At 47.1% G+C, this 25,430-nt stretch carries 23 protein-coding genes and 1 pseudogene; all 24 read right to left on the bottom strand.

Annotated features, from left to right (window positions below; translation table 11 throughout):
• Positions 1–5 precede the first annotated feature (5 nt).
• Positions 6–1,526: an acetaldehyde dehydrogenase ExaC gene (exaC, locus tag HUG20_RS01610; RefSeq protein ID WP_200087272.1), complete on the bottom strand. Its 1,521-nt coding sequence runs from the start codon at positions 1,524–1,526 to the stop codon at positions 6–8.
• Between the two features lie 184 nt (positions 1,527–1,710).
• Positions 1,711–2,169 (bottom strand): GNAT family N-acetyltransferase, encoded by a 459-nt coding sequence (locus tag HUG20_RS01605; protein ID WP_200087270.1) that lies wholly within the window; start codon positions 2,167–2,169, stop codon positions 1,711–1,713.
• Positions 2,159–2,869, bottom strand: a complete 711-nt coding sequence (locus tag HUG20_RS01600) for a type 1 glutamine amidotransferase (RefSeq protein WP_200087268.1) — start codon at positions 2,867–2,869, stop codon at positions 2,159–2,161. The genes HUG20_RS01605 and HUG20_RS01600 overlap by 11 nt, the downstream gene beginning before the upstream one ends.
• Positions 2,870–2,873: 4 nt before the next feature.
• Complete coding sequence (locus tag HUG20_RS01595; protein WP_200087266.1) at positions 2,874–3,620, bottom strand: MBL fold metallo-hydrolase; 747 nt, start codon at positions 3,618–3,620, stop codon at positions 2,874–2,876.
• A gap of 159 nt (positions 3,621–3,779) precedes the next feature.
• A pseudogene (locus tag HUG20_RS01590) lies at positions 3,780–4,014 on the bottom strand (aldehyde dehydrogenase family protein).
• A 130-nt stretch (positions 4,015–4,144) separates the two neighbouring features.
• Positions 4,145–5,245, bottom strand: coding sequence for a Zn-dependent alcohol dehydrogenase (locus HUG20_RS01585; protein ID WP_200087264.1), 1,101 nt, complete (start codon positions 5,243–5,245; stop codon positions 4,145–4,147).
• Positions 5,246–5,657: 412 nt separating this feature from the next.
• Entirely contained in the window at positions 5,658–5,993 is a 336-nt protein-coding gene (locus tag HUG20_RS01580) for a hypothetical protein (protein WP_200087262.1), read from the bottom strand.
• Between the two features lie 26 nt (positions 5,994–6,019).
• The gene (locus tag HUG20_RS01575; RefSeq protein WP_200087260.1) at positions 6,020–7,789 is read right to left on the bottom strand and encodes an ABC1 kinase family protein; all 1,770 of its coding nucleotides are present in this window, start codon (positions 7,787–7,789) and stop codon (positions 6,020–6,022) included.
• Between the two features lie 200 nt (positions 7,790–7,989).
• Positions 7,990–9,735 (bottom strand): AarF/UbiB family protein, encoded by a 1,746-nt coding sequence (locus tag HUG20_RS01570; protein WP_200087258.1) that lies wholly within the window; start codon positions 9,733–9,735, stop codon positions 7,990–7,992.
• A 31-nt stretch (positions 9,736–9,766) separates the two neighbouring features.
• The gene (locus tag HUG20_RS01565; protein WP_200087256.1) at positions 9,767–11,608 is read right to left on the bottom strand and encodes an AMP-dependent synthetase/ligase; all 1,842 of its coding nucleotides are present in this window, start codon (positions 11,606–11,608) and stop codon (positions 9,767–9,769) included.
• 109 nt (positions 11,609–11,717) lie between these two features.
• Complete coding sequence (locus tag HUG20_RS01560) at positions 11,718–11,948, bottom strand: ferredoxin family protein (RefSeq protein WP_200087254.1); 231 nt, start codon at positions 11,946–11,948, stop codon at positions 11,718–11,720.
• 70 nt (positions 11,949–12,018) lie between these two features.
• Positions 12,019–13,011 carry an NAD(P)/FAD-dependent oxidoreductase gene (locus HUG20_RS01555; protein ID WP_246476493.1) on the bottom strand — a complete coding sequence of 331 codons (993 nt, stop codon included), beginning with the start codon at positions 13,009–13,011 and terminating at the stop codon, positions 12,019–12,021.
• 628 nt (positions 13,012–13,639) lie between these two features.
• Positions 13,640–14,548 (bottom strand): R2-like ligand-binding oxidase, encoded by a 909-nt coding sequence (locus tag HUG20_RS01550; protein WP_200087252.1) that lies wholly within the window; start codon positions 14,546–14,548, stop codon positions 13,640–13,642.
• A gap of 101 nt (positions 14,549–14,649) precedes the next feature.
• Complete coding sequence (locus tag HUG20_RS01545; RefSeq protein ID WP_246476492.1) at positions 14,650–14,997, bottom strand: SCP2 sterol-binding domain-containing protein; 348 nt, start codon at positions 14,995–14,997, stop codon at positions 14,650–14,652.
• A 28-nt stretch (positions 14,998–15,025) separates the two neighbouring features.
• Complete coding sequence (locus HUG20_RS01540; RefSeq protein WP_200087250.1) at positions 15,026–16,168, bottom strand: thiolase family protein; 1,143 nt, start codon at positions 16,166–16,168, stop codon at positions 15,026–15,028.
• Between the two features lie 51 nt (positions 16,169–16,219).
• The gene (locus HUG20_RS01535) at positions 16,220–17,062 is read right to left on the bottom strand and encodes an SDR family NAD(P)-dependent oxidoreductase (protein ID WP_200087248.1); all 843 of its coding nucleotides are present in this window, start codon (positions 17,060–17,062) and stop codon (positions 16,220–16,222) included.
• 31 nt (positions 17,063–17,093) lie between these two features.
• On the bottom strand, positions 17,094–17,873 hold the full coding sequence (locus tag HUG20_RS01530) for an enoyl-CoA hydratase/isomerase family protein (RefSeq protein WP_200087246.1): 780 nt from the start codon (positions 17,871–17,873) through the stop codon (positions 17,094–17,096).
• 12 nt (positions 17,874–17,885) lie between these two features.
• Positions 17,886–19,100, bottom strand: coding sequence for an acyl-CoA dehydrogenase family protein (locus HUG20_RS01525; RefSeq protein WP_200087244.1), 1,215 nt, complete (start codon positions 19,098–19,100; stop codon positions 17,886–17,888).
• Positions 19,097–20,263, bottom strand: coding sequence for an acyl-CoA dehydrogenase family protein (locus HUG20_RS01520; RefSeq protein WP_200087236.1), 1,167 nt, complete (start codon positions 20,261–20,263; stop codon positions 19,097–19,099). Before HUG20_RS01520 ends, HUG20_RS01525 begins: the two co-directional genes overlap by 4 nt.
• Positions 20,264–20,302: 39 nt before the next feature.
• Positions 20,303–21,835: a class I adenylate-forming enzyme family protein gene (locus HUG20_RS01515; RefSeq protein WP_200087234.1), complete on the bottom strand. Its 1,533-nt coding sequence runs from the start codon at positions 21,833–21,835 to the stop codon at positions 20,303–20,305.
• A gap of 164 nt (positions 21,836–21,999) precedes the next feature.
• Entirely contained in the window at positions 22,000–22,344 is a 345-nt protein-coding gene (locus HUG20_RS01510; protein WP_200087226.1) for an SCP2 sterol-binding domain-containing protein, read from the bottom strand.
• Positions 22,345–22,419: 75 nt separating this feature from the next.
• Entirely contained in the window at positions 22,420–23,064 is a 645-nt protein-coding gene (locus tag HUG20_RS01505; RefSeq protein WP_200087224.1) for a TetR/AcrR family transcriptional regulator, read from the bottom strand.
• A gap of 202 nt (positions 23,065–23,266) precedes the next feature.
• Positions 23,267–24,088, bottom strand: a complete 822-nt coding sequence (locus tag HUG20_RS01500) for an MBL fold metallo-hydrolase (protein ID WP_200087222.1) — start codon at positions 24,086–24,088, stop codon at positions 23,267–23,269.
• 26 nt (positions 24,089–24,114) lie between these two features.
• Positions 24,115–24,621: a hypothetical protein gene (locus tag HUG20_RS01495; protein ID WP_200087215.1), complete on the bottom strand. Its 507-nt coding sequence runs from the start codon at positions 24,619–24,621 to the stop codon at positions 24,115–24,117.
• Between the last annotated feature and the right edge of the window lie 809 nt (positions 24,622–25,430).

Below are 25,430 nucleotides of genomic sequence, written 5' to 3'. Positions count from 1 at the left end.
TCCTTTTAAAACAATCCTTGTGGTTCCTCGCTATAGCTTACGAGCAGATTCTTCGTTTGTTGATAATGATCGAGCATCATTAAATGATTCTCGCGCCCGATACCGGATTTTTTATAACCGCCGAATGCTGCGTGCGCCGGATATACGTGGAAACAATTCGTCCAGACGCGTCCGGATTGAATGGCACGCCCGAAACGGTAAGCCGTATTCATGTTGCGCGACCACACACCTGCACCTAGGCCGTACAACGTATCGTTCGCGATATCTAAAGCTTCATCGTGGCCGTTAAACGTCGTAACCGAAACAACGGGGCCGAAAATTTCTTCCTGAAAAACACGCATTTTATTGTGTCCTTTGAATATCGTCGGCTCAACGTAATATCCTTCGGTCTGATCGCCTTCATATTTTTTACGGTTGCCGCCGGTAATCACTTCCGCGCCTTCTTGCTTGGCGATGTCAAAATAAGAAAGGATTTTTTCCAATTGTTCTTCAGACGCTTGCGCTCCGATCATCGTATTCGTATCGAGGGGATCGCCGCCCTTAATTTCTTTGACTTTTTTCAAGGCACGATCCATAAATTCATCATAAATGGATTCATCGATGAGCGCCCGTGATGGACACGTGCAAACTTCCCCTTGGTTAAGAGCAAACATAACGAAACCTTCCAACGCTTTCTCAAGATAACCGTCATCTTTATCCATGACGTCGGCAAAAAAGATATTCGGCGACTTCCCGCCAAGTTCAAGGGTTACCGGGATAATGTTCTCGGAGGCGTACTGCATAATCATTCGACCTGTGGTCGTCTCACCGGTAAAGGCTACTTTATCGACTTTATCGCTTTGAGCCAATGGTTTCCCGGCCTCCAAGCCAAATCCTTGCACGACATTGAGAACACCCGGCGGCAACAGGTCTTGCACCAACTCCATCCAAATGTTGATCGATGCCGGTGTCTGTTCCGCCGGCTTCAAAACCGTGCAATTCCCGGCTGCCAGCGCGGGTGCCACTTTCCAGGACATCATGAGGAGCGGAAAGTTCCAAGGGATAATCTGCCCGGTCACCCCGAGCGGTTCATGAAAATGATAGGCAACGGTATCTTCATCAATTTGCGATATCCCGCCTTCTTGGGCACGAATGACACTGGCAAAATAGCGAAAATGGTCAATCGCGAGCGGAATGTCGGCCGCTAGTGCTTCGCGCACCGGCTTGCCGTTATCCCATGTTTCCGCAACAGCAAGTTTTTCCAAATTCTCTTCCATGCGATCGGCAATTTTGTTTAAAATACGGGCGCGATCAGCGACAGGCGTCGCTCCCCAAGCTGCTTTCGCCTTTTGAGCGGCATCCAATGCCCTGTCCACGTCCTCCTCTTTTGAACGGGCAATTTCCGTGAACACCCGGCCGTCAACCGGACTTACATTCTCAAAATATTCCCCATCGGCGGGGGCTACCCACTCCCCTCCGATAAAATTACCGTAACGGGATTCGAAATGGACGATTGCGTTCGTTGTTCCCGGTTTTGCGTAATGCATTCATGTTCCCTCCTTCTCATTTATTGAATGCGCTTACATTGATTGCAAGCATAGGTTTATATGTTTATTACCCGATTTCTATGAATGTTAAACATCGGACAAACGCGGAGGAGATCGGGGCGACGAGGAATGCGCACGATGATTATAAACCCAATCCGGCCAGAGAAAGCGAGCGACCTCCTTCCTACAGCGTTTGTGACAACCGTACCATATCCCGGATGCGAAGACCGTTTTCATAAAGTGGCATGTCATAATTTCGCAGAAAATAATCCACTTCCACACCGACCATGCGAAAGCCGCATTTCTGATACAAGTAAAGTTGACTCGTCCCCGTGCTGCCCGTGCCAATCTCTACGGTCTTATAGCCGAGATTTCGGGTTGTCTCGAGGGCATGACGCAGCAGTTTTTCGCCCAAGCCTTTCCCTTGCATCGTTTGCGTGAGCGCAATGTTCATAATTTCCACTGTATTCGGGCGTGTTGCCAAGAGCACATAAACGCCGATAATGTTGCCGTCGTGCGTCATCAGAAAACTGCGGCTGCGATGGATGTAGCTTTCGATCATTTTTTCTTCAGGATCGGCAATTAACAGCAATCGCATCGGCACATCTTCAGTTTTTTCGCATTCAAAAATTTCATATTCCATGCGGGATACCATCCTTATGGCGGGCAAGCCAACGGTCGAGGAGCTCAAACAGGTGCGATTGGTTGGCTGCATAGTGTTGGTCCATGCCCTTCATGGTCTCGAAATCAATCACCGGCTCTTTTTCACTTTGAAAAATAAAGTCGTCAACGCTGTGTTTCGTCATTTCGGGGTGAAAGTGCAGCCCGATGTGTCGGCTATCTTCGCTAATGAATGCCTGCTGTCCGTATTCTTCACTGCACGCTAAGGAAATGACGTTTCGCGGAGACTCGAATGCTTCCCCGCGGCGGTGAAGGGCAATCATTTCAGCAGGAAATATGGAAAAAAAGGGATGTGAATGCGCACTTTCATTGAATGTCACCGGGAACCAGCCGATTTCACTTTCAGCTTCCCGATAGACGCGTGCGCCATATTGCTCGGCGAGCAGCCGGGCACCGAGACCTATGCCGAGAATGGCTGTTTTTTTATTAGCGATGGCTTTTTTCAAAAAATTTTTTTCGTCCGCGAGCCAAGGGTGTTTTTTTTCATCATGGACGCTCATCGGGCCGCCTAATAGAATGAGCAGATCGATATCTTGAAGATTTGGAAACCCTGTATTTTCCGGGAGAAACGTGCTTGTTAATGTATGTTCTTTTTCTTCTGCCCATTGGAAAATAATGCCTGGTGTCTCGAACGGAGCATGTTGCAAATAATGGGTGTTCATGCATTCAGCCCTTTCCTATACGATAAGTTTTCGCCGGATCAGCAAGCGTGACTTCACCTGAAAATACATCTTTAGCTTCGGTCACGAGATCGTCTACATTTCCATATTGGGGCAAATGCGTAAGCAACAAATGCTCAACATCCGTTTCATGCGCCAATTGGCCCGCCTGCCGGCCACTTAAATGGCCCGGAATTTGATCAATCATAGACTGATAGGTACTCGCTTCGCTGACCAGTAGCTCACTTCCATTTATAAAGGGAAAGAGATCGGACGTCCAGGCTGTATCAGCGGTAAATACGACCGATGCATCGTGTTTATCCGTGAATTTTAACGCCAAACAATGAACAGGGTGGTCCGTCTTACAAAAATCGACGTTCCACGGCCCAATCGTCTGTGTTTGCTGCGGAGAGACAGCGGTTGCGCTCATGTATTTTCCGTACTGCAGGTTGGAAAATTGATCTTCGTCGTCGGCATGAGCGTAGACTTGAAGCGGTTGGCTACGCTTATCCAACAACGTTTCAATCATCACCCCGTGCTGCAGGACGCCGACATCCGCGATATGATCGGGATGATAATGGGTGATGACGAGCGCGTCAAGGTCGTGGAGGGCGATACGGGTTTGCAAGGCAGACAACACGCCGCTACCGCAATCAACGAGGCACCGGAAACCTTCTTCTTCTACTAGAAACGCAGATGTTGCTCCATTTGCTTTCGGGTATGCGCCCCAAATACCCAATGGTGTTATTTTCATTAAGGATCATCCTTTTTGGGGCATTATACCATTTGTGGGGCGTAGGGGGTTAAATTTTTCTTTTTTGAAGCACGCGTGGGTGCCGGATTCTGGCACTTTTCCGCATTAATCTGTCACATCTTCTGTATGAGAGAGCCGAATCCCCGGCTCTCATCCTATTTAAAATAATGTCATCGGCCGTTCATTTAGATCCGCGATCACCGATTTCGTTTCGAGATAAGCATTCAATGACTCGATACCCAAATCACGGCCGATGCCGCTTTGTTTGAATCCGCCGAACGGTGCTGTCGGGGGTAAGCACTTGATAGGTGTTAATCCAGAGTGTTCCGCTTTTTTCCCGTTGCGCCATTCGCAAACCTCGTTTGATATCACGCGTCCATACCGCAGCTGCCAAACCGTAGATCGTGTCGTTGGCGATGCAGACGGCTTCGTCGTCATCATCGAATGCTTTCAACGGATGCAGCCATCTCCGTCAATGAACAATGCTGTTTCTTTTGTTTCAGCTGAAATCAAGCCAGTCCCCCTTAATCAAAGCGAATAACACCGCGAATGTTTTGGCCTGATTTTAACTGGGCAAGACCTTCATTCACATCTTCAAGCGTATATGTTTGGCTGACCAACGCTTCCATCTTCAATTTTCCGGCTGCATTCAAATCAAGCAGTTTCGGATAGTCCACGTGCGGATTCCCTTGACCGAGCCATGAGCCTGCCAACGTTTTGGATTGGGAAGGTAAAGAAAATGCATTAAAGGAAACGCTTTCATTTGGAGCCGCAATACCGACGACAACAGCCATCCCTGTTTTTCGCGTCATGTTATATGCATTTTGAATGGTTTCTGGACGACCAATCACTTCGAATGCGTAGTCGACACCGAGCCCTTCTGTCATCGAAAGGACGGCTTTGACAGGATCTTCTTCTTTAGCATTGATCGTATGGGTAGCACCAAACTCTTTCGTCATTTCCAATTTTTCATCCAACACATCAATGGCAATAACTTGTTTTGCTCCGACCAATGCGGCGCCCTGGATCGCATTAAAGCCAACGCCTCCAGCACCGATTACCGCAACCGTGCTTCCCGGCTCAACCTTTGCCGTATTCATGACCGCACCAACGCCGGTGATAACGCAACAGCCGACGAGTGCCGCCAATTCGAACGGAACATCTTTATTGACGGGAACAGCCGCGTTTTCCGGTACGACTGTGTACTCGCTGAACGTGCCTGTCAACGGAAATTGGTGCACTTTCTTTCCATCGACAGAAAATCGGGTCGTCCCATCGAGCATCGTTCCCATTAAGGCCGTTTTCGAAGCTTCGTCACACACATCCGGTCGTCCGATGCGGCAATAATGACATTTCCCGCAAGAAGGCACCCAGTTTAATGCCACGTGATCTCCTTCTTTGACGCCGGTGACTCCTTCTCCGACGGCATCAACAATCCCCGCGCCTTCATGGCCGAGCACGATCGGTACCGGTAGCGGCAGGTGGGCATCAATGACGTGTTGGTCACTGTGGCAAATGCCGGCCGCTTTCATTTTCACCCGCACTTCCCCTTTGCGCGGTTCTTCCAAATCAACATCCTGAACTTTTAGGTCTTGTCCATAATTGTGTAATACAGCTGCTTTCATCTGCTCTCCCCCTCAAATTATTATCTTTCTATTTTATCATTTTCTTTAATAAAAAATAGTACGATATTTATAGGAAAGGTGAAAAATCAATCCCCGACAAATGACGGGGGCCTCTTTACGTGCCCGTTTTTGCCTCTGCCTCAAGCAACGCGATTGGTGCTCTTTTCGCAACCAAGAACTTAACGACTAAATCAAGATGATCACATTCGGAAAAATCACCGACATGCTCCGCACCATCGATAATCGCGGAATTATGGGGGACGAGCCCATCGTTCAGAAAACGAAGGTCCAGCCAGCCAAAATAACCTCGCCCAACGTCCCCAATTATCCCGGAGTTTCCCTTCGGCGTTTCTGCGGTTCGTATACATTTTCCATTAAATATTATGGATGAGAACGATATCCTGTGCGCCTCTCATTTTGTCATCTCTTCTTCTTTTTTTAACGCTTCGATGAGTTGCTGGACGTCGTCTTGCTTTTGAGCGTTTAAATATTCCTCCCAGCGATCCTTTAGGTCAAACCTCATTCTCAAAAGCCACATGGCAATCGGTTTCGTCGAATGATCATTCAGAAACGCTTCTATAAACGCGTCTTTCGGTTCTTCTTTTTCCCCCGGCGCCCCGTGGTCTTTGCCATTCTTCAAATGCTCATCCAGGATTCGTTCAATGTCCGGGTTTCCGGGACCACCGCTTTGCCTGTAAAAGTAATCACTTCGTTCTTGCATGCTCATGTTTTCATTTTTTTCAGACATTATGAATGCCTCCTCCATCGATTTTTTCATAATAACGATCGGTGTTTTCGTGTTCGCACTAAGCGCCAAAGGATGAAAAGGACGAAAATAAGCGAAGTCACCAATCCGATATTGGCTACCGTCACCGCGCTCATACCCAAAAAGGTTCCTCCCGGCACACTCGCAATAATGAAGCCGCTCGCTACGATAATGCCGAATGTGATCAATGCCAAAGACAGACGGTTGATGACTTGGTTGAGCGTATTGCGCATAACCGTGTCCGGTTGCAATTGCATGTTCATGCGAAACTTGTTTTCCGCGAGATTTTCCATCACTTTTGTTGCCCGGCGCGGAAATGTGGCCACCATTTTTGAGGATTCAGCTACTAAACTTGCATTTGACCGATAGTTGAACCGCGATCGAAGGATATTTTTTAAAATCGGGATTTCATAGGCTTCCACAACTCTCCCGTAAGAGATTTCCGGTGCAACCCAGCGGGCTGCCCCTTCGGTTGCGGAAAAGCCTTTTGCCCACAGCGCCAAACTGTTCGGGACTTTACAATAATTACTGATGCCAATGGCTGTCGACTGCATGACTAGCTGACCGTAATTGTAACGATCGCTTCCCTGCGCGGAGTTAACGTAATGAAGGGCCAGGCTTTGTATTTCGTCTTTCAGTTTAACCGGATCGGTATAAATCGTCGGATTCATCAGCTCCATAAACACTTCAGCAACGTCTTCAGCCTGGTTGGACTGAATAAGCATAATCACTCGCATGAGCACAAATGCCGAGACACTGTCCATCCGTCCGGTCATTCCCCAGTCGATGACGATGGCTTTTTTTCTGTGTTTATCGATCATGATGTTCGAACCGTGCGCATCCGCGTGATAATGCCCATCCATGAGTTGTTGAACATAAAGGTGGACAAGGTCGATCATAATCTTCGTTCGTTCTTCAAATGTAAGGAAGTCAACCGGAAAATCTTTTAGCATCCAACCATCGATGTGTTCCATAATCAAGACATTCTTCGTCGCCTCGTAAACCGCCGGAACGTCTACATACGACGTACTTTTCCGGTATTTTGTCATTTCCCTCATTTTTCCTGCTTCTTCTATCATGTCCAATTCGTCCATCGCGCTGCTGTAATAATCCTGAATCAATGATCCTATATCGATGGCTGCCGCCAACTCCGGAGACAGGCGATTTTGCAGTAACCCACTCATTTTCTTAATGACGGAAATATCGGTTTGAAACAATTTTTCCACTGTCGGCCGTACAATTTTCAAGGCAACTGTCGTTTTGTCTTTTCGTTTTGCTTTGTAGACTTGCGCCAATGATGCAGAACCAAGCGGTTCTTCGTCAATCCACTCAAACAGGTCCACGCCCTCCTGAAACTCCTCTTCAATGATACACTCCATGTAGTTATATCCAATCGGAGGGACTTGATCAAGCAGCTTCTCGAGTTCCTGCGTGATCGGAGCCGGCAAGAGATCCTGGCGGGTGACCAATACCTGCCCCAGCTTAATAAAAGTCGGTCCCAGTTCTTCAAAAGCTGTACGTATCCGTGCGCCGATTTGACGAAGGTGTTCATTTTCCTGCTGGCTTCGTCTTTGCTTCCCCATCATTTTCCATAGCACAGTGTCTTTCAGTAAAAACGTCAACCCGTGCTTGGCAAAAACGGATACGATTGTTCTGCGGCGTTTCCCTTTTGTGATCTTCGCCTTTTCCTTCTCAACGTCCTGACGGACAGCTTTCACTCTCGCTCCCCGTTCTTCCCGGCTCTCTTTTTCTGCAGTTTGTTCTTTTGCAATTCCCATTGCCTTTATTTCTCCCCTCCCATTTCAGCGAGATACCATGGTCCGCTCTTCATTTGTTAACGCTTTCATTTTCTGATGCCCCACTCGAAGGAGCATGAATCCCCTTGTTCTTGTTCATAACATATCACTAACGACGATAGATGAACACCCTACATATGACGTATCTATTACTATAGGACCCCAACATATGACGGGGGTCACTATAAAAGAGATCGGTGTTTTCGCGTGCGAATGAATCGCACAAACATAAAAACGACCATTACGATGGACGTGCCTAACCCTATATTCGCGATCGCTTCCATTGACAATCCCAGAAATGTGCCCTCCGGCACACTGCTCATCACAATGCTGCTCGCTATAATAAGCGCAAACGTAACGAAAGCAAGTGCCAATCGGTTGGCCATTTGATTGAGGGTATTGCGCATCACGGGATCAGGCTGCAGTTGGGTGTTCATATGAACATTGTTGTCTGCAAGGTTTTCCAGCACTCGATTTGCACGGCGCGGAAGCGTGGATGCCAATTTGGACGATTCCGCCACAAAGCTTGCGTTCGTACGGTAATTGAACCGTTTTCCAAGGATGCTTTTTAAAATGGGAACTTCATACGCTTCCACAACTTGTCCATACGAGATCTCCGGACAGATCCAACGTGCTGCACCTTCTGTTGCGGAAAAGCCTTTCGCCCATAGCGCCAAAGCATTTGGCACTTTGCAATAGTTTCTAATTCCGATCCCCGTCGATTCCATCACGAGCCTTCCATAATTGTAGCGGTCACTTCCTTGCGCAGTGTTCACATAATGAAGCGCATTGCTTCTCAACTCGTCCTTCAGATTCGTAGGATCGGTATAAATCGTCGGGGACATGAGCTCCATAAACACTTCCGCAACGTCTTCGGTCTGGTTGGATTGAATATGCATAATCACCCTCATCAACACATGGGCCATGACGCTGTCCATCCGTCCGGTCATACCCCAGTCGATGACAATCGCTTTTTTCCGGTGCTTATCGATCATGATGTTCGAACCATGGGCATCGGCGTGGTAATGCCCGTCCATCATTTGCTGAATATAAAGGTGGATGAGGTCAATCATGATGTTCATCCGTTCCTCAAAGGTCAAAAAATCTACCGGATAATCTTTAATGAGCCAACCATCAATGTGTTCCATCATCAAGACGTTTTTCGTCGCATCATAAACACACGGATAGTCTACGTGAGAAGTGGTATTACGGTATTTCGCCATTTCATTCATTTTGCGGGATTCTTCCACCATATCGAGTTCATCCATCGCACTGCTGTAATAATCCCGAACCAATGCGCCGAGGTCAAGAGCGGCAGCCAATTCCGGGGACAATCGCTTTTGCATAAGAGCGGTTATTTTTTTAATCACAGTGATATCGGTTTGAAATAATTTTTCCACAGTCGGACGCACAACTTTCAAAGCAACTGTCGTCCCGTCATTTAGTCCGGCCTTATATACTTGCCCCAGCGAAGCGGATCCAAGCGGTGTCTCATCAATCCATGCGAATCGATCCACCCCTTCGGGTAATTCTTCTTCGACGATACATTGAATATAATCGTATCCAATTGGAGGTACCTTGTCGAGTAGTTTTTCCAATTCCTGTGTGATCGGAGCAGGAAGCAAATCTTGGCGGGTAACCAAAACTTGGCCAAGTTTAATAAATGTTGGGCCAAGTTCCTCAAACGCGGTGCGCATGCGCGCACCGATCTGTCTGAGGTGTTCATCTTCTTGTTGGCTACGCTTTTGCTTTCCTGCCAGCTTCCAACTTAAAGTATCTTTGAACAGATATGTTAATCCGTGTTTTGCAAATACGGAAAAGATTTTTCTGCGTCGATTCCCAATGGTTATTTTCGCTTTTTCTTTTTCGATTTCGGCACGGATGTCAGCTGTTTTCGCTTTTCTTTCTCTCTCCTTTAAAACAGCCATGGCGTGTTTCTCCCCCTCCTCGTGTTATCGCCTATTGTGCTTCTGCAGCTACTTCTTTTGCAGAGGTGGACGCTTCATCGTACGCTCTTTCAATGTGTTCGCTATATTTCTCCTCTATATTTTTCATTCTCAGTGATAATTTCGGGGTCAATTCTCCGCCATCGACGGTCCACTCATCACCAATGGTGACCACCTTCTTAGGCCTTTCGTAATCAGCGTAAGATTGCGTTTGACGCGCAACTTCATCCATCAACAGTTGTTGCACGTCGTCACGTGCGCACAGTTCCACTCTCGATACGGTTTGAATTCCTTGTTGTTTCGCCCACGGAAGCAGGTTTTCCATATCCGGAGTGACAAGCGCGGATACATATTTACGGCCGTCCCCGATCACAGCGGCAAATTCGATATAACGGCTTTCATTGATCGCGCTTTCAATCGGAGCCGGGGCTACATTTTTCCCGGTGGACAATACGAGAATCCGTTTCTTTCGGTCGATGATTTTCAAATAGCCTTCTTCATCGAATGTTCCGATGTCTCCGGTATAAAGCCAACCGTCCACGATGTCTTGGTCCGTTGCTTCCTTATTTTTATAATAGCCTTGCATGACGTTGGGCCCCTTTACGAGTACCTCTCCATCGGGAGCGATACGCACTCTGCAACCAGGAATTGGTTTTCCCGTCGTCCCAATTTTGGCTCTTGTCATCGGGTTTGTCGTCACAACCGGGGATGTCTCGGTTAAGCCGTATCCTTCCAGTATTGGAATATCAAGTGACCAAAAAAACTTGGCAATGTCAGGATTCAGGCTTCCGCCGCCCACGACCATCCCGCGCATTTTGCCGCCAAGCCGTTCTTTAATTGTTTGATACACCAAGCGGTCGGCGCGAGCCATTTTGCTTTGGAGCTTTTTCGGCATTGGTTGAAGCACCAACTCATGCACGGGCGTATTTACATAGTAATCATATCTTTCTTTCCCGACATCAACCGCCCAATTGAAAATTTTTCGTTTCATCGGTGAACCGCTTTCAATCTGATCGACCACTTTCGCGTACACTTTCTCAAACAGACGCGGCACGCTCGTCATGATCGTCGGCTTCACTTCTTGCAAATTATCCTGAATCGTATCAATGCTTTCGGCGTAAGCAATTGTCGTTCCGGCCATAAGAGGCATAAAATGTCCTGCCATTCGTTCGAACACGTGCGATAGCGGAAGGTACGAGAGGTGAATATCTTCCGCTCTTAATTCGATCACCCAAAATTGAATGGCTTTCATTTGACTCAGGAAATTGTCGTGGGTAAGCATAACCCCTTTGGGAGGACCAGTCGTACCGGACGTATGAATGATTGTCATTAACTGGTCACCCTTAATCGCCTTCCACTGCTCTTCCCAATCTTTCAAAGGATGATTGGCACCGTCTCCTTCCAGAGAAGAAAAAGAGGAAATGTTGTCAGTGGAGGTGAAACCTGAGCCGGGTTTCATTACAATCGAATGTTGGACTTTTGTGTTCTCATCCTTGAATTTTTGCAACTGTTCATCATCTTCGGCAATGACAACCGTGCAGTCCCCGTTGTTCAGAACATATGAAACCTGGTTGGATGGAAGTGTCGGATAAACCGGAACGCTAATCGCCCCTATACTGGCAATGGCAAAGTCGGAAATCGCCCAGCTCTGACTGCTTTTTGACAAAATGGCCACTTTGTCCTCCGGCTTCACGCCAAGCCGATGCAAACCGGACGCTACATTGCGGATTGTCTTCCAGAATTCCCGGTACGTCATACTCGTGTAACTGCCGCTCTGTTTCCACATTAATGCCTCTTCGTCCGGATAACGATTAACGGTTTGACTTAACATCTCCACTAAATTATTCGGGTCCATCGAAAGCCCTCCTGTATATTGTGTCGGGCTTCTCTCCAATCCATTTCTTCATCTTTTTAGAAAACTTGGCTTTTCGACAAGCTTTTATGGCGAAGACCTCCCTTATCTGCTAAAAGTAGTTTCGATTGATTTCGATGTACTTTGCTTCTTGTTCAGGCACTTCGTCTTCAGGATAAATAGCCTCCACCGGACAAACCGTCTCGCACGCACCACAATCTATACAAATATCCGGATCAATATAGAACATCTCTTCTCCTTCTTCGATGCAATCGACCGGACATACATCAACACAAGAGCTATTTTTTTCATTTTCGCACGGGGATGTAATGACAAATGCCATCTTTTTCTCACCTCAACCATACGTTCCTTAAGGAATAAATTACAAATAAATGCTGCATTTTTCACACCGACTAAAACATATGCGTACTATGCCCGGGTTGCAAGCGAGCGTTAGGGTCAATATAGGCTTTGGCGTTACTAACAGCCATCGGAGCTTCGCCAAATCCGGTAGCAATCAGCTTTACCTTGCCATCAAAGGAGGTAATATCCCCGACTGCGTAAATCCCCTCGATATTTGTCTCCATGCGAGAATTTACGATGATAGAGTTCTTTGTCGTATCGAGTCCCCACGTTTTAATGGGACCGAGAGATGAAATAAAGCCATAGTTTACAATTACATTGTCAACGTTAACTACTTTTTGATCCGTCCCCTTTACTTCTTGTAGGACGACTTGTTTAATTTTTTCACCATTGCCTCGAAGTTCGCTCACTTCAAAAGGCGTGTGCAAGTTGACGGGAGCCGATTGTAATTCGGCGACGCTATGCTCATGCGCGCGAAATTTATCACGACGATGCGTAAGCGTAACATTTGCTTCATTGGCAAGCATTAGCGTCCAATCAACAGCAGAATCTCCACCTCCGCAAATAAGGACTTCTTTGTCTTTGAAAGCGCCCAGATTTTCAACAAAATAGTGGAGATTTCTGTTTTCATATTGTTCGGCTTCTTCGATTTTGAGTTTGCGAGGTTGGAAGGCGCCGACACCGGCGGCAATAATAACCGTCCGCGAGTAATGCGTCTCTTTATCGGTTTCAATTTGGAATGTCTGATCGTCCAGCTTATTGACGTTCTCTACGGATTGATCAAGCGCAACGGTTTGTTCAAACATTTGCATTTGTTCAACCAAATGGTCGACAAGGTCTTGAGCGCGAACCTTCGGAAAACCGGCAACATCGTATATATACTTCTCGGGATAGAGAGCAGAAAGTTGCCCGCCCAGTTGTGGCATACTCTCAATAATCTTCACTTTTGCCTGGCGCATTCCCCCGTAGAACGCGGTAAACAAACCTGCAGGTCCTCCGCCAATAATGGTTATATCATAGAGGTCAATGGCATTATCGTTCAAGATGCGGCACCTCCTAACTTTATAACTTTTTTCGGTGCTGCCTGAATGTTGATGATGGGGCTTCTCTCCACTCCATTTTTTAATTTTTTATGGCTAAAACGTCTTCTCTGCCGTTTCTCTCTAAATACGCCCTGAACATGGGGTGCATTTCTCAATTTGCGGCAATGCTTTAAGCGCTTTCGCAAGCGGTCCTTCTGCTTTGATCTGTTGGCGGGCCATTGCTTGTTGCAAATTCAACTCCCCGAGCCAAAATTGCAGCCCAATATCCGCATCTTGCGTGAACTTGAGTTCCGCACTTTAGTCTGTTTCTCCCAATTCCATTTCGAATGGATGATTTTCCCTTTCGTAAAAGGTTACTTTTCCTTCGGGACCAGTGTACACGAACTGGCAATAAGCATCGTATCCATCATCCGGGGAAAGCATTTGCATCATTTCCCGAATCGGTCCACTGTTCTTGATTTCTTTTAGAAAACTTGGCTTTTCGCCAAGCTTTTATAAAAGAAAGCCTTAGTTGCACTTATGCAGGTAAGAAAGTTGATTTATACTTCCTTACCTGCCAAAAAACCCCGATAAGTTCATAGATCTCTTCTTCATTATTGAATACAGCCACTTTGAGCCTCCTCCCGTTTTATTGTTTTGTCGCCGCTGCTTCCAATTCGGCACCGCTTTCATATTTTCGTGCCCGTTCGATTTTGCTTTTGCGAGTGTCAAATTGACTGCGCGCATACTCTTTCATCAAGTTCGGATCCACTTTTAATGTCATATCGACCCATTCATGCTTTCTCGTCTCCTCAAACAAACCGGTTAAATAATCAACAAACCCAAACGCGTAAGGGGATAATTCATCCATATAATCGTGAAAGACTCTAAACAGCTTGTCGTTGCCGGCCACAAGGCGTTGAATAGTGAAAATGCCAAATTGAAGATGGCGGCCTTCATCGCGGTTCAACAAGTCGATGCCTTCCAAAATGCCTGGCATCAAACCCGCTTCTTTAAAGATTTGCCGGAACGCGTGATACCCCGATTCCGCAAGGGTGCCTTCCACAATCATGTTATAGACTGTCGCGGCGCGAATCACAGCCTCCGGAGAGTCATCGGTCTTCAAACGATCCATCTTCTCCGGTAACTCTTGATAAAAAACGCGTTTGTAATCATCATTATGGAAGTTGTGTAGATCCAAGTCCGCGACGCCAACCGCTGTTTGCCAGCGAGAAAACATTTCCGTGTGCTTTGCTTCATCATGCAAGAAAGTGGTTAAAAACATCGTGTCTTCGAGACGACCTTGTCGAGCCATGACTTCGAGCATCGGCAAAATGTCAAGGGTGACTGCTTCTTCTCCCGCGGCAAAAGCACCTACAAGCGGCAAGGCAAACATTCGATCCATGGAGGACATGCTCTGATAATCTTCTTGGTCTTGGCTAAAATCAATTTTGGCTGGGTCCCAGTAATTATTTTTGGCCTTTTCATACAATTTGTACATTGGTGCATTCCAATTCAATTGGCTTTCTACCGTTTGGAATTTTTCGTGTTGTGCCATTTTTTCCCCTCATTTCTATAAGGTTATGAAACATTTTTTCTAAAAAATACTCATGCTTTTTAAATAATTGGGAAGGAAGTCGACCTTCCCACCTTTTGGCCTTAAAAAGAGAACGTGTTGAGCACGGTTTGCAGTTTCATCGCCATGCCCATGTCACCGTCAATCGTCAGCTGCCCGCCCATAAAAGCTTCGGTCGGGTTGAGCGTACCCGCGACCATTCTCTTATAATCATCTGCTGTTATCTCCAGCGTACAGTCCGGTTCTTTTTCTTCGCCTTTCACGGCACGGGCACTGTCACTTTCGATAATCATTTGATACGTCCCGCCGTCATCACCGGTGAGGTTGAACTGGTACACGCCTTCGGCGTCTTCGGTTGCCGAAGGATCTGTTTTCAACGCCGCGTCAATCATTTGAAAAACTTTTTCCGTGCTTTGCGTCATCTCTGCCATTGTCAATGCCTCCTTAAGGTTTTTTGATTTACAGTCGCTCAATAATCGTTGCCGTCGCCATACCAAAACCGATACACATCACTTGCAGCCCATATTTTCCATCTGTATCTTCCAAGTAATTGAGTAGAGTCGCTGTCAATTTCGTGCCACTGGCGCCGAGCGGATGCCCAAGAGCAATCGCGCCCCCGCGAGGATTCACCTTACTCATCTCCGGTTCAAATTCCCGTTCCCACGCTTTTACGACAGAGGCAAACGCTTCGTTGACTTCGATGCCATCCATATCATTCAGACTCAATCCCGCTTTTTTTAATACTTTTCGTGTCGCCGGAATAATCCCGGTCAACATGATCACCGGATCCTCACCGACAACCGCCCGAGCAATAACTCTGGCACGAGGCTTCAAGCCGGATGCTTTGGCTTTTTCCCTCGACATGAGCAAGACACCTGACGCGCCGTCGCTGACCTGACTTGCATTACCGGCGGTGACGACCCCATCTTTCGGCTTGAAGGAGGGCGTGAGACCGGCGAGTTTTTCCATGGATGTTTCCCTGCGGATCCCTTCATCCTGGTCAAGGGTTTGCTTGCCATCTTCCGTTTTCACTTCCAGCGGAATGATTTCCCGTTTGAATGCCCCGTTATCAGTCGCTTTGGCAGCCCGTTGATGGCTTTCCAGCGAGAATTCATCGAGTTCTTCACGTTCCAGGTTCCATTTTTCCGCGATCATTTCCGCGGACAATCCTTGAGGAACGATGTTGAACCGTTTCGTCAAATCCTTGCTGAATTTGCCCATGTCCGTCCCCATTTTAATACTCGTCATATTTTCAACTCCACACGCGATGGCGACATCAGCGTCTCCGGCGATAATTTCCTGAGCCGCGGAATTGAGCGATTGTTGACTTGAACCACACATGCGGTTCAAGGAGTAGGCCGGCACTTCAACCGGAAAGCCGGCTGCCAATACAGCCTGGCGTCCGATATTACCGCCTTGCTCTTTGATCATGGTGACACAGCCAGTGGCGACATCCTCGACTTCACCGGCTTCAATGTTGTTCCGATTTACTAGTTCCTGAAGCACCGGTACGAGTATATCGACAGGATGCATTTGCGACAGTGACCCTTTTTTGCGCCCGACGGGTGTTCGTAACGCATCGACGATGACTGCTTCTGTCATGAAGAACCCTCCTTTGTATACGGAAAAACAAACGTATTTCGTATGCTCGAATTAGAATGTAAACAGGTCAATTCCGCCGGTCACGTTCAGGCCGACACCGGTGATGTACTTGGCTTTGTCCGAGACGAGGAAGGTGATGGCATTGGCGATGTCATTCGGTTCGCCCGGGCGTTTAAACGCCGTACGTTCAACCATGCGGTCGTTCATTTTTTTATTGCCCATTTTGAAGGCTTCCGTTCCGATAATTCCGGGGACAATGGCGTTGACGTTAATGCCGTGTTTCGCACCTTCCAAAGCCATGCTTTTCGAGAAGCTGAGCAGCCCGCCTTTTGTGGCCGCATAGCTGGCCTGGCCGAATCCTCCATTTATTCCGACGATCGAAGCCATATTAATGATGCGACCGTATTCCTGCTCTTTCATGTACGGCCAGACCGCTTTCGTACAGTTATAAGAGCCGGTCAAGTTCACCTGGAGGTCCCGTTGCCATAAATCATCATTTTGTTTTTCAATTTTTGAAACATGATCAACCGTTCCCGCGTTGTTAACGAGAATATCGATTTTGCCGAAATCCTCATAGATCTTTTTAAAAACTTCATTAATTTCATCAACATCTGTAACATCCATTTTCATCGCTACGGAACGACGTCCCATATCACGAATTTCCTCGGAGGTTTTTTCGGAATACACCACTTTCGTACTTTGCATGACTTGTGCAATCGCTCCGTATTCCTTTGCTTTTGATGAGCTTTCCTCATCTGACTCCATAAGAATGTCGGTGATCACGACATCGGCCCCGGCTTCGGCCAAAGCCAATGCATCTGCTCGCCCAAGTCCCCGGGAAGCGCCTGTTACGACCGCTACTTTCCCTTCCAATAAGTTATCCCAAGAAGACATGCAAATCCCACCTTTATGCTAAGTTGCTACATCATTTAATAAAATTAGGTTTTTTCTTTTGAAAAAAAGCTTGAATTCCAACGCCTGGTTCCCCTGTATTCAATGTTTCCGCAAACGCTTCTGCTTCGACTTTCAGCCCATCTCCGATCGGGCCTTCAGCTACATTGATGGCGCGTTTCGCCAACCCCATTGCTTGAATTGCACCTTCGGCCAAGTGTTCGGCAAACACCGTCGTTTCCGTCTTAAGGTTTTCCGGAGCAGCCGCTTGGTTGATCAATCCGACTTCAAGCGCTTCTTCAGGCTCGAGCCGCTTGGCGTTAAAAATCAAATCCGTTGCTTTTGCACGACCCAACAAGCGAGTCATCCGTTGTGTGCCACCGGCTCCCGGGAGCAAGCCGAGGTTGGTTTCCGTTAAACCGATCTTCCCTTTGGACATGACCCGGAAATCACATGCAAGTGCCAATTCGCAACCTCCGCCCAGGGCGTGACCATTAATGGCGGCGACAACCGGTTTCTCGAGTGTAGCAAATCGGTCAAAACAGGCTTGCATTCTTCCGCTTTTTTCTGCGACACTTTCTCCTTTGCCGCTGCCTTGCATCATCCCTTTTAAGTCTGCGCCTGCAAGAAACGTTTTTTCATGTGCAGACGTAAGGACGACAACGCGAGCGTCTTTGTCTTTTTCCAGTGCATCGGCCACATTCACGAGTTCTTCCATCAATTGATCCCCGATAGCATTGGCGGGAGGATTATCGATGGTAATCCACGTGACACCTTTGTTTTTTTTCTCCACTTGAATGGTTTCGTAAGCCATATTGTTCACTCCCTAAACCCTGACGCCATAAGGTTGATATTGACGTCGGGCGGTTACGAGATGTTGGATTTCATTGGTTCCTTCGAAAATATCGAAAACTTTCACATCGCGGAAAAGCTTCTCGACAATGTGCCCATCCAAACCGACAGGACCCAGAAGTTCCAGGCATTTCACGGTGACATCATGTGCCATTTGCCCGGCGTACGCTTTACACATGGCTGCTTCTTTGGCGTTTTCTTTTCCAACGTCCGCTTTCCAGGCCGCTTCCCATGTGAGTAATCTTGCGGCATCAATATCCTGCTCTGTTTCTGCCAACGTTTCCGCTGCCAAGTGATAGTAACGGCCTTGTTTCGGGTATTCCCTTTGCACAATATCGACCGTATATTCATAAGCGGCACGGGCAATGCCAACAGCCATTGACGCAACAATTGGACGGGTACTGTCGAACGTTTTCATCGCCACTTGAAACCCGGACGGACTTGAACTGCTGCTGCTTTGCTCATACAGTTCTTCTCCGCCGAGAAGGTTTTCATAAGGGACAAAGCAATCTTCCAATAACAATTCCGCTGTCTCATTTGCCCGAAGCCCCATTTTATGGACCAATCGTGTGCACGAGAATCCCGGCGTTCCTTTTTCAACAACGAACGCCCGCTGCCCGGAACGGCCAAGGCTTGGATCAACAGTGGCGAACACGACGACCCAGGACGCGCGTCCTCCATTGGTAATGAAGATTTTTTGGCCATTTAACACGTATCCGCCATCCACTTTCTCGGCAGATGTGCGTACGCCCGATGCATCCGAGCCGGCTTCCGGCTCCGTCAATGCGTAGGCACCCCAGCGTGGCTCATCTTTTGTGAAAATGGTCAAGAAGCGTTCCTTTTGTTCAGGAGTGCCGCTGCTTTGCACGGGCGGCCCTCCAAGACCGGCACCGGGAAGCGAAAGGGCGATTGCCGGACAGCCCCATGCCATCTCCTCAGTCGCGAGGACACCCATGCGGTTGCCTTCTTTTTCTTTTTTCTTTTTGGAGGATTTGTCTTTTCCGCCGCCACCGCCGAACGATGACGTGTTCAAGTGAATTCCCATTTTATTCACTTTATCCAGCCAATCATCCGGGACACGTTCAAGGCGATCCGCTTCCATCGCAATGGGCCGAATTTCATTTTTTGCGAACCAATGGGTCATTTGCTGAATTTGCTTTTGTTGTGGTGATAACTCAAACGAGATCATTGCAAAACTCCCTTCTTCGCCCCTGTTGCTCCATTTACAATCTGTTCGCCGCGGCGAGTAAGCAAATCATGCTCCCTGCCATACAGACTGGCTTGTGCCTGGGCGTCACGTGCCCATTTCTCCACCGGGAATTCATCGACAAATCCATGGCCACCGAGGAGTTGCACAGCTGCGTCCGTAACGAAAAGCGAGGAACGATGGGCGCGATATAATGCCCGCAATGACATCTCAACGGCATCGTTCTTGTCTGCGTCCGCTTTTGTTGCCGCTTCCAAAACGAGGTGATTTGCAATTTTCGTTTCAATCGCCATTTCCGCGATTTTAAATGAAACCCCTTGAAATTGCGCGATCGTTTTGCCGAACGCCTTGCGCTCCGCTGTGTATTCCGTGGCATACTCGAGCGCGGCTTGCATTAAGCCAACAGCTTTTGCTGCCTGTAATATCCGAATGCGCGTTTGCGCCCCGGTAATCAATCTTCGGGCTTCATCGCCTGTGGCGATAACTTCATTAGCGTGCGCCTCGGCATGATTAAATTGAAGCCTGGCAAGGCCTGCGCTCAGCAGTCCGAGGCGATAATCTCCTTCTGCTGCCGTCCAACGGTCACCTCCCAGCGTATTATGGAGCCATAACACTACCGGTTCATTGTCTGTATCAACAGCGGCCACAACCACATATTCGGCGCCTACGCCCAAACGTACAGGGCGGGAAACACCGTATAACGTATAACCATCGCCATTTTTGCTGATTTGTAACTCCTCGGCCCACGGTTGTCCGAGATCAAAGGCATCAATGAACGCAACATTCGGCCAAGACCTTCCCCGTCCTGCTTCCTTATAAGTTTCAAGCACTGGGTTTTTTTCCGCAATCCGAATGATAGAGGCCGCATCGCCGGCGCCCGGCAAGCCTTGCACAATTCCCAAGTCCCCGTAACTGAGGGTTTGAAACATTTGCACCTGGGAAATTAAAGGCAATTCAAGTCCATCCCAACTTTCGGGAAATTCAAGGGAGGCTACGCCAATCTCCTCCGCTTTCGCGATAATCGCTTCATCAACTGCTCGATGTTTTTCACACTCCCTTGCCTTGGGGCGAATAACGTCTTTCGCAAATCCTTCGGCAACATCAACGAATGCTGTTTCATCTTCGGTAGGCGAAAATGAGATCAATGGGTATTCCTCCTTTTTCGGTTTCACAGATAATATCGTTTATTTTGATGTGGCATGAAAATCCTTCGCCCATTCGCGAAGTTGCTTTTTATCTATTTTTCCGATCACATTTTTAGGAAGGTAGCCGACGATTTTCAAAAATCTAGGCGTTTTGTACTTCGCCAAATGTTCTTGGCAAAAAGCGATAAGCTCCTCATCTTTTATGTCAGATCCTCGTTTTTTCACTACATAGGCGCCAACTTCTTCACCCATTTTTTCAGAGGGAATACCGATCACACCCGCCTCAGACACCTCGGAATGGCTCAATAACAGCTCTTCCAGATCTTTCGGATAGATATTGAAGCCTCCGCGAATAATGACATCCTTTTTGCGGTCGACAATGAAAACATAGTTTTCCTCATCGATCCTGGCCATATCCCCTGTGTATAACCAGCCGTCTTTCAGGATTTTTTCGGTTTCTTCCGGTTTTCCGTGGTACCCTTTCAGTACGTTGGGACCAGAAACAATCAACTCTCCGACTTCATTGGCAGGCAACCGCTGGTCATGTTCATCTACGACCGCAACTTCAATATCCGGTAGTGGCTGCCCGACGGATCCCGGCTTGATTTTCTGCCTTGGATCGGTAGCCGTCACGATTGGCGCCGCTTCCGATAATCCATACCCTTCCAAAACGAGGCAGCCAAATTTCTTTTGAAATCCTTCGGCGATAGGCTTCGGAAGTGCTGCCGAACCGGAAATACAGGCAAAAAATGTCGACGTATCATATTTGTCTGCGTCAGGATGATTGTATAAGGCATGAAACATAGCGGGCACCATCGCTGAATGGGTGACTTTGTATTTTTCAATTGCTTCCAGCACTTTCACAGGTTCAAAATAAGGCAAGAGGACATTTTTATCCCCGAGCATGAACGCGACATTCATCATCGTATACCCGAATGCGTGTGAAAAAGGCAAGATACTTAGGCTAACCCGTCCCGTTTTAAGTTTAAGAATTTCTGCTTTTTTTGAAGCAGCCACCGCGTTGGAATACAAATTTTTATGCGACAGCATAACCCCTTTCGGAGCACCGGTTGTTCCTGCGGTGTACAAAAGTGCGGCATCGTCATCTTCATGAATGTGCCCATCGGGTGCCGTTGCCGGCGCTTTTTGCATGGCTGCTTGCAGAGCGTTTTCTTGTTCCGATTCTTCCAATGTAAAAATTTGCGGCGGTGATGCGAGATCTTTGCTTGCTTCCTGCACTTTGGAAAAAAGCGTGTTTGTCGTCAAAACAACTTTGGGCGTGCAGTCATCCAATATATAACGAAGTTCTTGTGTCTGCAAAAGCGGCATTACCGGGACAACCGCCGATCCGTTTTTTATGACACCGCCAAATGCGACAACAACTTCGGGGCAATTCGGCATCGTGACAACGACTTGGTCGCCCTTTTCCACACCCATGTCCCTTAACGCGTGCGCCAATTGCGAAGAAGCTTCATCCAAGTGCACATTTGTATACGCTTCCCCTTCATAGATAAGAATTGGATACTCTCCGTACTCATCAATGTTATCACGCCATATTTTGCTTAAATTCATCCACGTAGCCACCTCCTTGTTTTAGAAAAACTTGGCTTATCGCCAAGAATAGCGAAAGTTAAAAATCTTTTCTTATTCATCCGAACAATTTATACATTCTGATAGTGTAAAAACAAGTCGGCTAAACATGTGGCTGCTTCGCCGACTTATGAAAATCATGAAACTTATTTTTGCTCGGCGTTGTACGCTTCCAACACTTCTTGGAGACGCAATGCCAATCCCATGTCTCCGTCGATTTGCAACTGCCCGCTCATAAACGCTTCCGTTCCGTTCAGTTCTCCTTCCGCCATTTTTCCGAAATCCTCGGAATCGAGTGTTAGCGTGCAATCCGGTGTTTCTTGTTCCCCTTCTTGTGCGTATCCTTCTCCGGATTTCAGAACGACCTGATAGGTCCCGGCTTCATCTCCACTCAAGTTAAACTGGTAAACAGCTTCTACGCCTCCTGCCCGAGATGGATCATCCTTAAGACCTGCGTTTATTTGATCAAAAATCTCTTTTACTTTTGCCATTTTGGAAAACTCCCCTTCTTTTAAATGTAAATAAATATTTAATTAAACGTACCTTCATCATCATTTCACCGTAATTTACAACCGCATCCCCCCTTTAAATGACATTTGATTTTCCGCGAGCATCGTAAACGCTCCGATGGCAATATGGTTTAACAAATGCGCCAATTCATCGATGTTTTTTTTATTCTCAACGATAATTTTGTGAATCACGACTTCATTAATGGCGCCTACCATTGCTTGCGCTGCGGTATGGATTTGGTCGTCGGAAACCAATCCTTCCTGCTCAATTTCTACTCGCACACTTTCATAGATAAAAATGGCGAATTCAACGTGTGCTTTGTGTCGCACCTCTTCGACTGCCGAACTCAACCCTGCGGATGAAACCAGTAAAAGACGGGCGACGGGACGATGATCGTTGCAAATTTCCAGGTAACGGCGAATACCGGCAAATGATTTATGAGCGATGTGCGTCTCTAGTTCTGCTGTTCGTCTTACCTCTTGCAAAACTTCTTCAAGCAAAGACTGAAACAATTGGACGAGCAAATCTTCTTTGCTGTTGAAAAAATGATAAAATGTCGTTTTCGACACCCGTGCCCGTTCAACAACTTCCAACACCGACGTTTCTCTAAACCCTTTTCCGGTGTATAAATGCAATGCAGCATCAAGTAGTTTATTTTGCGGATCTTTATAGGATTGATGATGGAACAGCAGAGAAATCATCGGTATTCACTCCTGCAATACTGATACGTATCCGTACTTTTTTAATCGCAGTATTCGAAATTCAACGAATGTAAGCGGTTAATTATAATTGTAAGGGGTCAGTCACTCGCTGCCTATTCCCCTAAATGTCGGGTTTTTATTGTTTTCAGCGTGTGACCATACGTAAAATATAGGGGGTACATTTTTTTTCGGAGGAGGATATTTATTGTTCTCGAATACAAGAACGGATCATATTCAACCGTGAAAATGTGCCGAAAGACCGTTGTTCCAGCTTCACTTTGTCGGGAAACAGTTTCTTCATGATCGTTCGGTCTCTCCATCCCATTCGATGCATGCGTACAACCTCATCTCGGGTTTTCTCTAAATACTCCAGTTTGCGATTCATCATTTCTTTTCCGTTGCGGATGACACCCTCATGAGCACAAAACACGGTCTGATATTCGAAACGATTCAATTTGTGCAATGTTTCGATGTATGCAGAGATCGATTCTTCCTTCAAAAAAACCTTTGGATAGGGGGTGATATAGAGATCGCCGGTAAACAGCCAACCATTTTTCGGTTCAAATATACAGACGTGATCATTGGTATGACCGGGCGTCTCCATCGGGTAAAAGCGGTATTTGGACGTTTCAATCACATTCGGGTAGGCTTTGGCACTGAATGGGAGGCGGCGTCCGGTGAAAAATTCTTGATACCATGGCACTTGTGCTGTCTCCTGCGCGATCGGAATCGTTTTTTCATGTACGAATATCTCCGCTGTCGTGTTACGCGCGATCCATGATGCCATCCCCGAGTGATCCTCATGGTAATGGGTTATCGCTACCCGCTCGAGCTCCCATGAACGGAAAAGGGGGATCAAACGCTTCCGTCTTTTGCTTGGCCCGGTATCAATAAGCAGTCCGTCAATATAGTAGAGATAGACAGATATTAAAGGAAAATATGGATTGACCGATATTTTTATGATTTCAACTTGATCGTGCTTACTTTTTTTTATTGCTTTATCGTTATGCATCGCCGACGCCACTTGCCTTCCCTCCGATGTTTTGCTTTTTATAACATTCTAAGCAACCGTTCTTCGCCTATAAGCTCCAAATAACGAGGATAAAGGGCAAATGCCGGCGCAATTCGCGGCAACAACTTTAATGCCTTTTGTTTAGAACCCTTTGTTTTGATCTTGCCTGTCATTATTGCAGCCGTGACACTTACGTTCCCGGCCCAAAATTGATGAGCCATATCCCCCGTGGTTTTTACGCTTAATGTCACGGGAATAGGGGAATGCCCCAAATAAATGCTGAATTGTTCTCCCTTTTTTGGGTTTTGGGCATCCATACAAATAAGGGCTTCCGGCTCCGAGAACACAAACTCTGCACTCATTTTTGTCTTGGCAACCTTTCGCCCGATATCGTTGATGAGATCAATTTCATCCCCTTCCTCATGATACGCCGAATTCGCTCCCCACCATTGCCGCAAATCTTCATATGTTCTCGGGTGCGTCGGAACTTGCAAAAACTCACCAACCACTCTGTACAAATGTTCCGAATCACTGAAAGCCTGCATATGGCCCATCTCCTTTATCCCATTATCTTTTTATCATAAACAGCAATAGGATGCCAATCAATTCCGTTAGATTGCAGCGCATGCGAGATACCCCCCACAAATGTTGGGGGGGAGCCTGGATAATGGGCACCGCACTACAAAAAAAGGGGGGTGGGTGGCTCAGAAATTTTTTCTCCCTTTGTTTGCCATACCCGTATTTCATCCTGAGTGCCAATGCCAAAATCATAAATCCCAGCCATGACAGTTTAAAACCTAATGACATTTATCGTCCTTTTTTCCGTTAAAGCAAAATGATGGACATGTGTCTTCATCTGTCAATGATCAAATTCGGTGATTGGCCGTCATTTGGCGTGGTTTTCTTCTGAGCAGGGCACGCGTAATTTCATGGAAATATATGGTGAACGAAAGCCTTTGTCTTTTCATTATTGACGCCATCATAATCAAGCGTAGGAACTTTCATGGTGTCATTGTTGCCCATGGTGGACGCCATTCAATGTACACATGCGTTGTTTTATGGCGTCATAACTATCCAGATGACGCCATTATATAATGGATTCTGTCGATTCATGGCGTCAAACGTTTGTACTCTGACATCATTTGTAAACACGCTTTTCATTAACGTTTCGCTACTCTAAAGCTTCATTTTAATTTTGGCAGAGGCTCCGATGGTACTCAAACCCATTCTGAGAGGAATGGGGATTAAAAATTACTTCTCTTGTTCCTCTCGGAGCAGCTCGACCTCCGTTTGAGGGATTACTTTGCTTAGTTCGCTTTCCCCCCGTTTGAGAGACTCGCGCTGCCGCACCTGG

Source organism: Salicibibacter cibi (assembly GCF_016495865.1).
GTDB lineage: Bacteria > Bacillota > Bacilli > Bacillales > Marinococcaceae > Salicibibacter > Salicibibacter cibi.
Note: the sequence above shows the minus strand (reverse complement) of the source record. Positions and strands in the feature narration are given on the sequence as shown.